Source organism: Rhodococcus sp. NPDC019050 (assembly GCF_055664235.1).
This window is the reverse complement of the sequence record NZ_JBVOON010000006.1, coordinates 149,153-164,736: the sequence shown is the minus strand read 5'-3', so window position 1 is coordinate 164,736 and position 15,584 is coordinate 149,153. Positions and strand designations below refer to the sequence as shown.

Here is a 15,584-nt window from a genome sequence, read left to right as displayed (position 1 = left end):
ATCCGAACGCACGAATATCGTGCTCCGTCGTCCGAGACGGAACAGGCTGTCGCGGAGGCATTCTCTGCGATCCTCGGTCTCGAGGGAGCCGGACTCGACGACGACTTCTTCACCCTCGGCGGTACGTCTCTCGTCGCCACACGGTTCGTCGCGCGGATTCGGGACACGCTCGGCGTTGCTGTCCCGTTGCAGTGGCTGTTCTCCCACTCGACGGTGGAAGCGCTGTCGCAGCGGATCGACCAGGGTGAAACGACGGGACCGGAATTTGCGATGCTGCAACCTATTCGGGAACAGGGTGGCCTCCCGCCGCTGTTCTGCGTCCACCCGATCGTCGGATTGTCTTGGTGTTACACGGCACTCGTTCCCCATCTCGATCCGTCACTACCGGTGTACGGCCTGCAGACCCCGCTCGACGATCTCCCCGAGACACTCGACGACCTCGCGGCCAGGTACGTCGAGGAGATCCGTCGAGTTCAGGAACACGGCCCCTACCGACTTCTCGGCTGGTCGCTGGGTGGGGTGATCGCCCAGGCGATGGCGGTGCAGTTGCAGGCCGCCGGTGAAACCGTCGAATCGCTGGTGATGCTCGACAGTTTCGCCGGTGCCGGTCTCGACACCGGTACCGGAGACGCCGAGGAGACGGTGCCGATGGCCGATCTGCTCGCCGGGTTCGGTTTCGAGACGGACGACACCGGACCGGGCAGCACTGAACCGGGCAGCATCGAGGACCTCGTGCGTATGGTCGCCGAACTGACCGGCAACACGGCCGACGCCACCGACAAGCTCGTGCGGAAACTGGCGGCGGCCGCCGAGCACAATGCGACGTTGGCGGGGCGGCACCGGCCTTCGCTGTTCGACGGCGACGTTCTGTACTTCTCCGCCGGTGAGGACGGACGCGGGGGTGCCACCGGATGGGCGGACGCCGTCAGCGGTCGCGTCCATGACCGTTCAGTGCCGGTCACGCACTGGCGCATGACTTCGCCCGACGCACTTGCGGTTGCGGGCCCGGTGTTGCGTACTGTCTTCGCATCTCCATCGGACGACGACCGACAGGGCCAGTTCGCACGATGAAAAAGAACCGTCTGAGGCGTGGCGCAACCTGTGCCGTCATAGCTTTCGCGCTCACCGTTCCGGGAACACAGGCCGGGGCATCGCCGCTGGGGAGCGGGGAGACCCGGATCGAGCAGGTCGACGGCGCCCGCTGGGACATGCACGTGTATTCGCCGTCGATGGGACGGGAGATCCCGCTCCAGGTGATCCGTGCCGCCGACACAAGCGTGCCGCAGCCGACGCTGTACCTGCTCAACGGCGCCGGCGGCGGTGAAGACGGGGCGAACTGGCTCAACCAGACGAAGATCCTCGACTTCCTCGCCGACAAGAACGTGAACGTGGTGATTCCGGCACAGGGCATGTTCACCTATTACACCGACTGGATTCAGGAAGACCCGGTGGTGGGCCGCGCCAAGTGGCAGACGTTCCTCACCCGGGAACTCCCGCCGGTCGTCGACCGCGCGCTGGACACGACGGGGGTCAATGCGATCGCGGGACTGTCGATGGCAGGCACGTCCGTCCTCGATCTCGCCATCCAGGCGCCCGGACTGTATCGGGGTGTCGCCTCGTACAGTGGCTGCGCCCAAACCAGCGACCCGATGGGGCAGGCGTTCCTCCGGACCGTCGTCGAGGTCATGGGCGAGACCGATGCCCGGAACATGTGGGGACCGTACGACGACGACGAGTGGCGCCGCCACGACCCCACGGTCAACGCGGAAGGGCTTCGGGGCATCTCCCTCTACGTCTCGAACGGGAGCGGACTGCCGGGGCCGTACGAGAATCCGATGTTGCCACGGTCGGCCCAGGCGCCGGAATTGCACGAGCAGGTTCTCGTGGGCGGGGTCATCGAGGCCGCGACGAACCTGTGCACGCAGCGTCTCGCCGAACGTCTCGAAGAACTGGATATCCCGGCCACCTTCCACTTCCGGGAAGACGGCACGCACTCCTGGGGGTACTGGGAGGACGAATTGAAGCGGTCGTGGCCGCAGATCGAGGCGTCGCTCCGAGGGGCGTAGCAGACCGCGGGCGTCGCCGTAGGTCGATGCCGCAGACGACGTTCTGTACGAAAGAGCCGAGGCTCGCAACACCGTGTACTTCTCAGGTGTTGCGAGCCTCGGCTCGTATTGCGCTGGTGCCTACTTGCGGCCGGGAGGCCGGATGCCGCCCTTGATCTGCAGGCCGCCCGGCTTCGCCTTCGGCGGCGGCGGGATATCCGCTGCCGGAGCCTTCGGCTCGGCCGATTCAGGAACTTCGGCCGTCGCCGGAGCTTCGGTCGTTGCCGGAGCTTCGGTTGTCGCCGGAGCTTCCGGTTCGGACGCAGCCTCGGGTTCGGGTGCGGTCTCCGGCTCGGGAGCGGTAGCCGCCTCCGGTGCCTCGTCGACGACCGGCTCGGACACCTTCGGCGCTGCGGGCGCGGTCTTCTTGGCGCCCGGTCCCTTCAGGCCGCTCTTGAGCTGAAGCCCACCGGGCTTGGCCTTCGGGATCGCCGCTTCCTTCGGCTCCTCGGCAGGAGCTTCGGCAGCCGGCGTGGCCGGTGCCTCGGTGGCGGGAGCCTCGGCAACTGCCTCCACGGGTGCTTCCGTGGCAGCGGCCTTCGGAGCAGGCGCGGGAGCCGACGCCTTCTTGGCACCCGGTCCCTTCAGACCCGTCTTGAGCTGCAATCCGCCCGGCTTCGCCTTCGGGACTGCCGTCGTGGCGGACGAGTCCGACGCGGGAGCCGGCTCGGCCGGAGCCTCCGTGGCCGTCTCGGGTGCCTTGGCCGTCTCGGGTGCCTTGGCAGCGGCGGGTGCCGCTGTCTTCTTGGCGCCCGGACCCTTGAGGCCGCCCTTCATCTGCAGTCCGCCCGGCTTCGCCTTCGGGACCGCGGGGGCGTCCGCGGACGACGTCTCTGCCGCGGGAGCTTCGGCTGCCGGAGCTTCGGCCTTCGCGGATGCCGCCGGAGCTGCCGTCTTCTTGGCGCCCGGTCCCTTGAGGCCGCCCTTCATCTGCAGTCCGCCCGGCTTGGCCTTCGGCGCTTCGGAGGCTTCCGCTGCCGGGGCCTCGGCCGCGGGGGCCGCTGCGGCCGGAGCTGCCGTCTTCTTGGCGCCCGGTCCCTTGAGACCGCCCTTCATCTGCAGACCGCCGGCCTTGGGTGCACCGGTGGTCTTCGGAGCCGCAGGTGTCGCGGCTGCCGCCTCGACCTCCTCGACACGCTCCTTCTCGACCTCTTCGGCGGTCTCCTCGGCTTCGATCGCAGTCTTCGGCTCCTGGACGACCTTGAGGTTGTCGCTGAGCTTGGCGGCCTCGACGCGCGAGATGGACTCGAGCATGAGCTGCGCGACGTCGATGACCTCGACACCCTCGCCCTTGCCCTCCTCCTGACGCGCGGTGACGCCGTCGGTGAGCATGACGCGGCAGAACGGGCAGCCCGTCGCAATCTTGGCGGGGTTGGTGGTGAGTGCCTCGTCGACGCGGTCGATGTTGATGCGCTTACCGATGCGCTCTTCCATCCACATGCGGGCACCACCGGCACCACAGCACATCGAGCGTTCGCCGTGACGCGGCATCTCGACGAGCTTCGCGCCCGAGGCTTCCATCAGCTCACGCGGTGCGTTGTACACCTTGTTGTGGCGACCGAGGAAGCACGGGTCGTGGTAGGTGACGTCCTGGCTGACGGGCGCGACCTGCACGAGCTTCTTCGCGCGGACCAGGCGGTTGAGCAACTGCGTGTGGTGGACGACCTCGTAGGAGCCACCCACCTGCGGGTACTCGTTGTTCAGGGTGTTGAAGCAGTGCGCACACGTGACGACGATCTTGCGCTTGCTCTGCTCGACGCCGTCGAACACTCCGTTGAGGGTCTCGATGTTCTGCTGCGCCAACTGCTGGAACAGGAACTCGTTGCCCGCACGACGAGCGGAGTCGCCGCTGCAGGTCTCGTCGGCACCGAGCACCATGAACTTCACGCCGGCGGTCGCGAGCAACTCGGCGACGGCCTTCGTGGTCTTCTTCGCGCGGTCCTCGTAGGCACCGGCGCAACCGACCCAGAAGAGGTAGTCGTAGCCCTCGAAGCTCTCCGCATCCTGGCCGAAGACCGGGATGTCGAACTCCATCTCGTTGATCCAGTTGAGACGGTCCTTGGCGTTCTGGCCCCAGGGATTGCCCTTGTTCTCGAGGTTCTTGAACAGACCCGCGAGCTCGGACGGGAAGTCCGACTCGATGAGCACCTGGTAGCGGCGCATGTCGACGATGTGGTCGACGTGCTCGATATCCACCGGGCACTGCTCGACACACGCGCCACAGTTGGTGCAGCTCCACAGGGTTTCCGTGTCGATGATCGGCGCGAGTTCGCCCGCCTCGACCATCGCCTCGGTGTCACCGACCAGCTTGCGCTCGGCCTCGGTGCGTGCCCCCGCCGGAATCTTGGCGAGTGCGGCTTCGTCGACGTTGCCGTCCGCGTCGACGAGCCCGATCTCGTCGCCGCCGATGTCCTTGCGGCCACCTGCCAGCAGGTACGGCGCCTTGGCGTTGCCGTGGTCGCGCAGCGACGTGATCAGCAGCTTCGGCGACAGCGGCTTACCGGTGTTCCACGCGGGGCACTGCGACTGGCAGCGACCGCACTCGGTGCACGTGGTGAAGTCGAGCCAGCCCTTCCACGTGAAGTCCTCGATCCGGCCGGCACCGAAGGTGTCCTTGTCCGGGTCCGCTTCCTCCATGTCGATGGGCTTGCCACCCGACATCATCTGACGGGCAGCACCGAGGGCGACGCCGCCGTCGTCCTCACGCTTGAAGTAGATGTTGAAGAAGGCCGAGAAGCGGTGCCATGCGACACCCCACGTGATGTTGCGGCCGACGATGTAGAGCCACACCATGCCGGACATCAGCTTCACGAACGCGAAGACCGACACCAGTTCGGGACTCTCGGGGAGAATCCGCGCGACCTGCATCGTGAAGAAGTCGGTGGAGAGGTGGCCGCCGCCGTAGGTGGCGATCTTGCCGGCCTTCACCAGGATCATGCCGAGGCCCTCGAGGAGCACGACGGCTTCCACGAAGTACGCGGCCTTGAAGTTGGAACCGCTGAAGCGCGACAACCGGCCGGGCTGACGCGGGTGATTGAGCTGGCGGATGGTGATCAGCGTCAGAATGCCGATCACGGTGCCGATGCCCAGGATCTCGTCGATGAAGTGGTAGACGGCCGTGTCGCCGATGATGGGCCAGTGGAAGTTCGGGTCGAATGTCTGGCCGTAGGCCTCGAACCAGACGATGGCGCCGAGCATGAAACCGACCATGACCAGCCAGTGCGCCCAGCCGACGGTACGGAACTTGGTCATCTTCGTGTGCGCGATGATCTCGACGAGCATCTGCTTGAAGCGCGGGAAGAACGGGCGCCACCGGTCCGGGGCCGGTTGGCCGACCCGGATGGTCTTGACCATCGTCCACGCGCCGCTGATGAACGCGAACCAACACACGAGGCTGAGCAGCACGCCGATCGTGCCCAACGTGATCGTCAGGGCATTCATACGTGGCCTTTCGTGTCGGGGGCAGCACCGAGCCGCCTGGTATAAGCCACCGCATCGTAACGCAGAAGAAGTTACTGACCGGTAACTTGAATTCGATCCCAGATAGGTTACTGGTCGGTAACAACGTTCGTGCAGCGGGGATGTGTGTGCCCGGCCACGTTAGTGGTCAAACCTCCAGGCTCTTCTAGCCAGGCTCCCCTTACTGCACTTGCGCGCGGGATCGCCGTCGCCCTCGGGAAACCCACTCCGCTCGGGGTGCGAGCGATGGAACTCATATAACAAATGTGATGTGACGTCGGTTATGATTCGGCGCGGACGTGGCATCCGGACAATTGGTTCGCTGTCGGGGGGTCTGGGTGTGCCACGCGAACAGGGAAAATGGGGGCGTCCCTCGGGCGTGCGCCATGTCACAGAATGGAACTCAATGAAGCTCAAGAAGCTTGCCATCGTCGCCACGATGACTGCTGCCGCCATGGGGATCGCGGCAGGTACTTCCTACGCAGCCCCGGCCGCCCCGTCGGCCGAAGACAAGATCAACTACGAGGTCCGGCCCGAGGGCGACTCGGTTGTCACAGTCATCGACGCGGGTGGGTTCAGCATCTCCGGTGACGGCACACAGGTCGAACTGCAGGACAACGACGGCAACGCCGTCATCAGCCTGCCTCTCGCCGTCCAGCTGGGCGATCTGCAGCTTCCGTTCGAGCGTGAGATCAGCGAGGACGGCAAGACCCTCACCCTCACTCCGGTCGTCGACCCGGCGAAGGCGACGCCCGTCGAGCCCGAAGACAAGGTCGCGATGGGCATCACGCCTGTCGGTCTGAAGCTGTCGGATGTCGCGTCGCCCGACGAGAACCTCAAGGCACAGCAGAACTTCGTGTCGCAGCTGGGTATGGCGACCGCGATCGGCACCGTCGCCGGCGCCATCATCGGTTGTGTTGTGGGAGCCATCCCCGGGAGCATCGTTCCGGGTGCCGGAACCATCATCGGGTGCGCCGGCGGTGCAGGCATCGGCGGCACGATCGGAGCCTTCGTCGCAGGCGGTCCGACAGCGGTCATCGCCGGTATCGCAGTCGTCGAGACGCTTCTGGCGGCTCCCGGCACCACCGAGTGGGCGAAGTAGAACTCTGCACACAGACAACGGCCCCGTCACCTCATCGGTGACGGGGCCGTTGTCTGTCGTGGTGGGGAGAGGCGGCGCGAGGGCTCACGCGGGCAAAGGGGAGGAGACGGTCGAGAGCCGTCCGTCGTGGACCTCGGCGACCCGGTCCGTGGCGGTGAGGAGCGAGCGGTCGTGCGTGACCAGAACTGTGGCGGTGCGCCGCTCCCGTGACAACCGGGTGATCAGGTCGACGATCTCCTCGCCGCGCTCCTGATCGAGGGCGCTGGTCGGTTCGTCGACGAGAAGCACGTTCGGCTCGTTCATCAGAGCGCGCGCGATGTTGACCCGCTGGCGCTGGCCGCCGGACAACGCGTGCGGTCTGCGATCGGCGTGATCCACCATGCCCACGGCTTCGAGCAGGGCCATCGCGCGGGGCGTCGCCTCCCGGGTCGAACGCCCGTCGATCCATGCCATCACCTGCAACTGCTCGAGAGCCGTGAGGGACGGTACGAGGTTCGACTGCTGGAAGACGATCCCGATCGTGCGCCGACGCAGTTCCGCGAGTCGGGCACGAGACAGGCCGGCGGTGTCGACGCCGTCGATCACCACCGTGCCGGAATCCGGAGCGATCAAGGTGGCGGCCACCGCGAGCAGGCTCGATTTTCCGGAGCCGGACGGGCCGACCACAGCGGTGACGGTTCCGGCGGGCACGTCGAGGGTGACGTCGTCCAAGGCGAGCACACGGTCGTCGCCGTCGGCGTAGGTGAGCGAGACATCGGTCAGCTTCAAACTCATCTGGCACTTCCCAGGGCGGTGAGGGGGTCGACGGAGGTGATGCGGCGAACGGCGACGGCCGCACCGAGCGAACCCAGCGCGATCATCACCGCGGCCGGTATCAGCAGGGTGGCCGGTGTCAGCGCGAACGGAACCGACCCGGACAGTGCCGCGCCTGCGACCGCAGCCAGTGCGGTGCCGAGTGCAGTACCCCCCGTGAGGAGGACGAGGGCCTGCCCGAGGGCATCTCGGACGAGGCGGCCGACGGGGGCGCCCAGCGCTTCGAGCACGGCGATGTCACCGCTGCGCTGGATGGTCCACACGGTGAAGAAGGCACCGATCACGAGTGCGGAGATGGCGAACAGGAAACCGCGCATCAACTGGAGCGAGCCGTTCTCCGAGGCATAGGAGCCGATGGCGGACAACGACGCATCCTTCGAGACCGTCGTCGTCCCCGCGAGGCGGTCGGCGGCGGTGGCATCGAAATCCGAGGTGGTGCGGAGCGCAACGAACGTGGCTGTCGGTTCCGTGCCGGTACCGGCGGACGGTGCGATGTCCCGCCACGTACCCAGATCGACCCAGACCACGGGCAGGTGCCCGAAGGAATCGTCACCGTGCACCGCGCCGACCGTCAGTTCGCGTCCCGCGACCGTGATCGCGTCGCCCGGCCCCACGCCGAGGCCGTCGGCGACAGGTGCGGTCAGTACTGCTGTGTCCTCGTTCTCCGGCGCACCGTCCGGAACGAGGGGCGAACCGGGCCGGACGCCGAATGCGGACACCGTGAGGCGCGAATCCCCGGCCATCACCTTGGCGGTGGAGATCCCAACCGGCTCGGCGTTGCTCACCCCCGCGGTGGACGTCACGCGCCTCAGCTGGTTCTCGGTGACGACCGATTCGGCATACGACAGGTCCTGCCCGTCTGCGGGGGCGTCGAAGACGATGTGATCGGCGGGCAGGTCCGTGATCGCGGAGGTGTTCTGGCGGCCGAGACCGGCAGTGAGGCCGGAGAGCAATCCGACCAGCAGGGTGATCAAGACGACGACGGATCCCATCAGGGCGAATCTGCCCTTGGCGAATCTCAGGTCTCTCCATGCGACGAACACTGTGCTGCTGCTTTCTCGTGGGAAACGGTGTGTCTTCCACTCTTGCTGCGCAGGAGCGGTCGGACATCCGGCATCCGAGAGGACTTCGCAGGCCGAAGGAGACGGCATCGGTTGTAACTTTCGGCAGATGTGCAGGTCGCCGGGCGCCCGTAGTCTCGACAGACAGTGAATACGTTGACTCGCACCGTCCGGATCCTGGCGTGGTGCCTGCATCTGCTGGTCGTCGGGCTGCTTGCGCTCGCCGTCGGTCGAGCATTCGCGGATGGGGCACCCGACGCCGGACTCGTCGCGGTGGTCGCGGTGGTGGCCGCGGCGACCTATGGCGTCGGGCCACTGCTGCCGGCCGTCAGCCGCTCCTACACGGCGGCTGTGCTGTGGCTCTCCGCGGTGGGGGTCGTCTGGCTGGTACTCCTGACCCTCTCGCCGGAGGCGGTCTGGCTGGCGTTCCCGCTGTACTTCGTGCAACTCCACCTCTTGCCGCGGCGGAGCGGGCTCGTTGCCGTTCTGCTGACAACCGTGGCAGCCGTCGTCGGCTTCTCGATCCACCAGGGTGCCTTCAGTCCGGCCACTGCGATAGGACCGTCGCTCGGTGCCGCAGTGGCAGTGGCGGTGGTGTGGGGTTACCAGGCGTTGTACCGAGAGAGCGAGCAACGCCGGATGCTCATCGACGAACTGACGGCCACGCGTGCGGATCTCGCCGAGGCCCAGCACAGTGCGGGGGTTCTCGAAGAGCGCGAGCGTCTCGCCCGCGAGATCCACGACACGCTGGCACAGGGGCTTTCGAGCATCCAGCTCTTGCTGCGCGCGGCCGAGCAGGCACTGCCCGAACGAACGGACGTCGCTGCCGGCTATGTCGGCCGCGCTCGCTCGGTCGCTGTGGAAAACCTCGGAGAAGCGAGAAGGTTCGTGGCGGCGCTCGCTCCGCCGGCTCTCGACGGCACCACGCTGGCGGGCGCGCTGGAGCGGTTGTGTGCGACGACGACCGACCTGCATCACCTCGACGCCCGCTTCCACGTGCGCGGTGCTCCGGTCGGTCTTCCGACCGAATACGAAGTCGCGTTGCTGCGGGTGGCCCAATCGGCGCTCGCGAACACCACCCGTCACTCTCGGGCTACCGGGGTCGACGTGACCCTCGAGTTCGGGGACGAGTGCGTCGCGGTGCACATCGCAGACGACGGGGTGGGTTTCGATCCGGCGTCGGTGCCCGAACCCGAGCCGGAGAGCGGGGGGTTCGGGTTGGCGGCGATGCGTGCCCGCGTGCAGGACCTGGGAGGTACGTTCACGGTGCGATCCGGCGACGGTGAGGGGACTGCGATCACCGCCGTCCTTCCGCTTCCCTCCGAACAGCCTTCCGAGAGGCATCCGTGACCGCCGACCCGATCCGCGTACTGCTCGCCGACGATCACCCGGTGGTCCGTGCGGGATTGCGCGCAGTCCTCGAGACGGAGCTGGGAATCGAGGTGGTGGCCGAAGCGGCGACCGCCGAGGAGGCCGTGGCCCGGGCGTCCGCACCCGACGTCGACGTGGTCGTGATGGATTTGCAGTTCGGGCGCGGGCGGATGTCGGGTGCTGCCGCGACGGCCGCGATCACGGCCCGTGCCGGGGCTCCGCACGTCGTGATCGTCACCACCTACGGCACCGACGCCGACACTCTGCCTGCGATCGAGGCGGGCGCCACCGGTTATCTGCTCAAGGACGCGCCTCCGGAGGAATTGGCCGCTGCGATCCGCACCGCGGCATCCGGCCGGACCGCTCTTGCTCCGGCGGTGGCCGACCGGCTCGTCCATCGGCTGCGTGCTCCCGGGACCTCGTTGACCGCGCGAGAGGCCGAAGTGCTCGGGCTGGTCGCGGAAGGGTTGTCCAATCACCGCATCGCGCAGCGACTGCATCTCACCGAGGGCACGGTGAAATCGCACCTCGCACGTATCTATACCAAGCTGGGGGTCGAGTCGCGCACGGCTGCGGTGGCGTCGGCCACCGAACTCGGTTACATCCGTCGCTGACCGTGAATGCAGCCGACCGTGAATGTCGCCGATCGTGAAAGTGTCGGACAGAGAAGAGGCCCTCCTTCCGTGATCGGAAGAAGGGCCTCTCGTCTCTAAGGAATGCTCACCGGTGCGATGATCACCAGGTGCGGACCTTCAGGCCGGGGTTCTCGGCCAGGACTGCGTTGATCGGCGTCGCGAACAACTCGGGGGTCTCGCCCAGGAGGCTGCTCACGAATCCGGCCACCTCGCACAGGCCGTACTGGCCCACGTTGGAAGCGCTGGAGATGCCGAGGGCGAGGGTGCCCGTGACGAGCGTTCCGCCGCTGTCGCCCTGCAGTGCGCACAGGTTCGTGGAGAAGCCGTTGGTGAGCACGCGCTCGCCGATCTCGACGTTCTGCTGCGACGACGTCACGACACCACAGCTGTAACCGGTCCGCAGGCCCGACTTGCACACGGGCGTTCCGACGATCGGATCGGCGGTGCCGGTGATCGGCAGGGGAGCGGCGTTGGGGACGCGCACGCCGTTGTTCTCGAACCTGCCCGCGGCGTCGGCTGCCGGCCGGATGATGCCGTAGTCGTTGTTGTCGAGGCTGGTCTTCTCGAACGTTCCGAGACGCTGGCCGAGCGTGTCGCCCAGAAGCTGGTACACCTCGGACGCCCAGCGGGTTCCGGCCTGTGAACGGTTCGGATCGCAATGACCGGCGGTGATGTTGACGGGGCTGCCCGAAGCGTCCTCGGCGTTGAAACCGAGGGAGCAGCGCAGGCCGGAGCCGGCACCGAGCGCCGCGTAGGCGTCTCCGCCGAGCAGGGCGTCGGGAGCCGCGATTCCCGCAGTGAACTCGAATTCCGGAGTGATCTCCGGCGTCAACTCGGTCGGCGCGAACAGCACCCGAACACCGTCGAGGAACGGCGGGAGCTCGAGCCCCGCGACGTTCTCGGCGCGCACCACGACGTCGTTGTTGACGACGTCGATGGCGACACCGCGGATCAGGTCGGCGATCGCGGGGGGCTGCGTTTCGAGCCAGTCGTTGAGCTCTTTCAACCGGTCTTCGAGCGCGTTCTCACTGTTCTCGGTCTTCTCGACGACGAAACCGGAGTCCTCCGCGGCCGTGCGGGCCTTGTCGAACTCTTCGCCCTCGCTGAGGCCGACGATGGGCGTGCCCTGTTCGTCGAGCCAGACACCTGCGAAGACGCTCTCGAACTGCTCGCGCGCCTTCTCGGCGAAACGAGCCAACTGCTGGCTGCGCTCGGCGTCCTGAAGGAAACGTTCGGGACCGATCTGGAGATCCCGCTGCAACGCTTCGACCAGTTCGGCCGGCAATGCGGGCGCCGGCTCCGGCGCAGGCTCGGCCTGGGCGACGGTGGCTACGGTGCCGAGGAGCAACACGGCGGCTGAGCCGATGACGGCCGCCTGTCGTGCGAAGGTGCGTCGCATGAAAACCTTTCTCGTTGTCCCTCCGCGGCTCGAGCGCGCAAAGGTAGCTGACCCGAACGGACCGGCATCGGTCGATCGTAAGGGGTAACGGCTACGACTCACAGCTGGTTCGAAGCGACCAGTGTGTCGGATGTTGCCGTTGTGAACAACCCTGCGGGGCTAGGCCGCGTTCACCGTCCGCACCGTGGTGCCGGTGGTGTTCTCGATGTCGCGGATGGAAATGCCCAGGCTGGATGTTCCGCCGTTGGGTGCGAGGACCAGGTTCGCTTCGACACAGTTCGGTGCGCCGGCGCTGTTGGAACCGCTGATCACGCCGAGGGCGAGGGTGCCGGTGACGATGGCACCGCCGCTGTCGCCGGACAGGGTGCACGCCGTGGTGGCGAAGCCGCGGATCGTGCTCGATGCGCCCGAGTGGTACATGAGCTGGGTCTCGACGCGCTCGGCGGCGACGACGCCACAGGTGAACGACGAGGACTGTCCCGACTTGCACACCGGTGCGCCGACGACCGGAACCGCGGTGCCCGTGATGGCCAGGGTGGACCCGTTGCCGCCGCGCACGACCGGACGGTCGAGACCGGCTTCGACGCCGGCGTCGTCGAGGGTGATCACGCCGTAGTCGAGCGTGCTGTCGGTGCCCACGGTGGACTGGGTGAACGTCCCGATCTTGGTGCTGGCGTCGATGTCTTCCCGGTTGGGGAGGTACACGGTCGAGCCGCCCTGCTCACGGGCAACGGCGTCGCAGTGGCCCGCGGTGAGGTTCACGGCATCGCCGTTCGCGTCGACACCGTTGAATCCGAACGAGCAGATGCCGATTCGCTCGAGCGGCGTGGTGCGCACGTCGCCGTCGGCGGTGATGTAGGTGTCGCCACCGAGCGGAGCCGGATCGTTGGGGGGAAGGCCGGGGCTGAGCTGCACCTGGACGTTCGCGATGAGCGACGGCAGGTTCAGGGCGCGCCCGACCGGCGAGTTGACGATGTCGACGACGAGCTGGTTGTTGAGCACGTCGATGGAGGTGGAGTTCACCTGCGACGACACCTCGCGCGGAAGTGCCGAGACCCAGCGGTTCAACTCGGCGAGGGCCTGTTCCAGGCCGTCCGCGGACAGCGGGGCGACCGTGGCGCGGTAGCCGTCGTTCTCCGCCTTCTCTGCGGCGTCGTGGTTGGTCACCGCGACAACGGGCTGTCCATCCTGGCCGAGCCAGGCACCGGCGTAGTCGTCCGGGCTCTCGGCACGGAACGAACGTGCGTAGTCACCGAGCTCCTGAGCGCGTGCCGCGCGGTCGAGGTACTCCTCCGGCGACAGGCCGAGATCCCGGCTGATCGCATCCACCAGTTCGGCGGGCAGATCGGGGACCGGAAGCTGTGCTGCCGGGCCGGCGTGGGCGACGGTGGTCAGCGGTCCCACCAGCAACACGGCCGACGCCGCTGCTACGGCGACACGGCGGGCGGTGGAACGAGCGGCGCGCGACGCCGGCAAGAGACGCATGAGGGCCCTTCTACATGGTGTATCAGCGGTCTGAACTGCGATTTTCTGCGCGGGCACGGCACGCGCGGTACCGACCCGCGGGACAGCCTACGGCACAAACGGCAGTGCAAAAAATGTGCCATAGATCACGTGGGATTTCAGCCCTCCGATGAGGTGCCGTTCTCCGGTGGAGTGGTCGGATCCACAGGGTCGGGATCCGGTCCCGGGTCGGTGGGCTCGGGCTGGGTGGACGTCGGCGACGGCTGCTGAGGCTGCGTCGGAGAGGGGGACGACGACGATCCGCCCGAGTCGCCTCCGCCACCGCTCGACGGCGGGTTGCGACGCGACCAGCCGGTGCTCGGTGTCGTGCTGCTGCTCGACGAACCGACGCTCGACGACGGCGTGGTGGCCCCTTCGGTGGTGCTCGGATCGGTCCACGTGGGTTCTCCGCCGCCGGTTCCGATCCAGGGCGTCGCCGGGGCGGGGGCAGGTGAGCCCGAGGGCGACTCGGCGGCGCCGGTCGTCGAGGAAGCCGGGGGCGCCTTCGGAGGGGCCTGCGACCGGGTGGTGTCGGTGATGTCGGCGGTCGGCGCGACCGTCGTCTCCATCGGCGCGGTGTTGGCGGTCGGGGTGGACGAATCGCGCATCGTGAACACCCACGCGCCGACACCGACGAGCAGCACGACCGCCGCAGCCGCTGCACCGACGGTGAACAACGGAGAGCGGCGCCTGGTTTCGGAGTCGTCGTCGGCGTCGTCGGGCGGTGGTGTCGGCGACGCCGCCGGGGACCCGGCCCGGGCCGTCGAGGGCCGGCCCGGGGGCGGGCTGGCGGTGATCTTGGCGATCACGGTGGTGGTTTCGGTATCGAGTTCGCTGCGCTTGGGGCCGGTGAGCCGCGTGACAGGCAGGATCTGCGTCGAACCCAGGAGATCCAGCGAGCCCGCCGCGGCCGCGAGCGCCGCGCCGCGCACCATCGTCTGGTGGGGTTCGGGAGCGAGCGTGCTCCGCACCCCCAGTCCCGTCTTGAAGGACTGGGCCACCAGTTGCGCCGCGGTCGGGTCGATCGCTTCGTCCACCGTGACGACGATGGCGTCGAGGTTGCTGACGAGCCATCCGAACGCTCCGAGAGCGGCGGACAGTTGCGCGGTGACGGACGGCGCGTCGGCTTCGTCGAACCGGAACGACTTGCCGGCCGCGACGCCGGAGCGAACAAGGGTGACGGTCGAACCCAGGGGATCGATGTGGTGGACGGCGACGAGCCGTCCGGTCTGGTGGGCGACCTGCGATTCGTACCACGCGGCGGCGGCCTCGGCGTCCGAGATGAGGGAGACGTGCCGCAACCCCACATAGTCGAGAGCGTTGCGGAGAACGGCGACGGTCGAGGGCGGCCATCCGGTGGGATGGGTCGCGACGGCGGTGTACGGCTGGTCTCCGATGAGCCGGGCCGCGTCGGCGAGAAGACATTCCGTCGCGGTCGCTACGAGGTCTTCGGCGCGGGACAGGGAACCGTCGTTGGCGCGGACGCCACCGGATCGGCCGATGCTGCCGACGAAATCGGTGAACGAACTCGTCGTGCCGTCGAAGAAGTCGTGGTCGCCGAGCGTCGCGGTGCCGTCGGAATGCAGGTGTACTGCGGTGCGTCGTTCGATGGGTGCGGGATCGGGTCGCCCGGGCGACGACGAGGTGACCGCAACCGACGACACGGAGTTGCCCACCCTCAGGCCTACGCCTACGGACATGCCGGAATTCCCCCAAATCTGGTCGGAGCTGGTGCAACGCTGACCATCCGCACCGGATTCGAGCGACGTGATGTTGCACAGTCTCCGCGGAAATGTACAGGCGTATGCGGACTTCACGATAGGTGAATCTTGAAACGCCCAGGCGGGCCTGTCCGGCCGGCCGGTCCGGGGGCGTGAACGGCCTGCCGGAGACCGGACCGGCGATACCGGATCGGCGCGGTGCGGGGATATGAACCGCGTCACAGTCGGGAACGATCTGGGCAGATCTCTGGTTGGAGGTATCAGACAACTTGAGCTAACCAGGCTCAACTCCACTTGACTGGAGCGCCCGGGCGGGTGCAATCTCGACTTGGCTGAGCTAAGTTGAGTCGCACAGGCTCAGGTTGGGGAACTGAACGTTTCGCGATGTGAACAGCATCGCGGCAAATAATTGGAG

The 15,584-nt window shown here is 67.4% G+C and carries 11 protein-coding genes; 5 read left to right on the top strand and 6 right to left on the bottom strand.

Annotated features, from left to right (window positions below; all coding sequences use genetic code 11):
- Both AC0B44_RS09695 and AC0B44_RS09690 read left to right on the top strand, forming a co-directional pair.
- Complete coding sequence (locus tag AC0B44_RS09695; protein WP_471902706.1) at nt 1-1,071, top strand: thioesterase domain-containing protein; 1,071 nt, start codon at nt 1-3, stop codon at nt 1,069-1,071.
- Nucleotides 1,068-2,066 (top strand): alpha/beta hydrolase, encoded by a 999-nt coding sequence (locus AC0B44_RS09690; RefSeq protein WP_471902684.1) that lies wholly within the window; start codon nt 1,068-1,070, stop codon nt 2,064-2,066. The genes AC0B44_RS09695 and AC0B44_RS09690 overlap by 4 nt, the downstream gene beginning before the upstream one ends.
- 120 nt (nt 2,067-2,186) lie before the next feature.
- On the opposite strand, the gene AC0B44_RS09685 is transcribed toward AC0B44_RS09690, so the two are convergent.
- Nucleotides 2,187-5,546, bottom strand: coding sequence for a (Fe-S)-binding protein (locus tag AC0B44_RS09685; RefSeq protein WP_471902683.1), 3,360 nt, complete (start codon nt 5,544-5,546; stop codon nt 2,187-2,189).
- Nucleotides 5,547-5,970: 424 nt separating this feature from the next.
- Here AC0B44_RS09685 and AC0B44_RS09680 point away from each other — a divergent pair, with 424 nt between their 5' ends.
- Complete coding sequence (locus tag AC0B44_RS09680) at nt 5,971-6,666, top strand: DUF8020 domain-containing protein (protein WP_378528399.1); 696 nt, start codon at nt 5,971-5,973, stop codon at nt 6,664-6,666.
- Between the two features lie 84 nt (nt 6,667-6,750).
- Here the strand turns inward: AC0B44_RS09680 and AC0B44_RS09675 are convergent, their stop codons facing one another.
- Together AC0B44_RS09675 and AC0B44_RS09670 are read right to left on the bottom strand one after the other, a co-directional pair.
- Nucleotides 6,751-7,440 carry an ABC transporter ATP-binding protein gene (locus tag AC0B44_RS09675; protein WP_471902682.1) on the bottom strand — a complete coding sequence of 230 codons (690 nt, stop codon included), beginning with the start codon at nt 7,438-7,440 and terminating at the stop codon, nt 6,751-6,753.
- A complete protein-coding gene (locus AC0B44_RS09670; protein ID WP_471902681.1) occupies nt 7,437-8,522 on the bottom strand; it encodes an ABC transporter permease in 1,086 nt (361 codons plus the stop codon). The genes AC0B44_RS09675 and AC0B44_RS09670 overlap by 4 nt, the downstream gene beginning before the upstream one ends.
- A 174-nt stretch (nt 8,523-8,696) precedes the next feature.
- Here AC0B44_RS09670 and AC0B44_RS09665 point away from each other — a divergent pair, with 174 nt between their 5' ends.
- Together AC0B44_RS09665 and AC0B44_RS09660 are read left to right on the top strand one after the other, a co-directional pair.
- Nucleotides 8,697-9,890, top strand: coding sequence for a sensor histidine kinase (locus tag AC0B44_RS09665; protein ID WP_471902680.1), 1,194 nt, complete (start codon nt 8,697-8,699; stop codon nt 9,888-9,890).
- A complete protein-coding gene (locus AC0B44_RS09660; RefSeq protein ID WP_471902679.1) occupies nt 9,887-10,525 on the top strand; it encodes a response regulator in 639 nt (212 codons plus the stop codon). The genes AC0B44_RS09665 and AC0B44_RS09660 overlap by 4 nt, the downstream gene beginning before the upstream one ends.
- A gap of 121 nt (nt 10,526-10,646) precedes the next feature.
- On the opposite strand, the gene AC0B44_RS09655 is transcribed toward AC0B44_RS09660, so the two are convergent.
- The 3 genes from AC0B44_RS09655 to AC0B44_RS09645 all read right to left on the bottom strand — a co-directional run bounded on the left by AC0B44_RS09655 (nt 10,647) and on the right by AC0B44_RS09645 (nt 15,148).
- Nucleotides 10,647-11,945 carry a S1 family peptidase gene (locus AC0B44_RS09655; protein ID WP_471902678.1) on the bottom strand — a complete coding sequence of 433 codons (1,299 nt, stop codon included), beginning with the start codon at nt 11,943-11,945 and terminating at the stop codon, nt 10,647-10,649.
- A gap of 159 nt (nt 11,946-12,104) precedes the next feature.
- Nucleotides 12,105-13,430 (bottom strand): S1 family peptidase, encoded by a 1,326-nt coding sequence (locus tag AC0B44_RS09650; protein ID WP_471902677.1) that lies wholly within the window; start codon nt 13,428-13,430, stop codon nt 12,105-12,107.
- 137 nt (nt 13,431-13,567) lie between these two features.
- The gene (locus AC0B44_RS09645) at nt 13,568-15,148 is read right to left on the bottom strand and encodes a DUF7159 family protein (protein WP_471902676.1); all 1,581 of its coding nucleotides are present in this window, start codon (nt 15,146-15,148) and stop codon (nt 13,568-13,570) included.
- Nucleotides 15,149-15,584 lie beyond the last annotated feature (436 nt).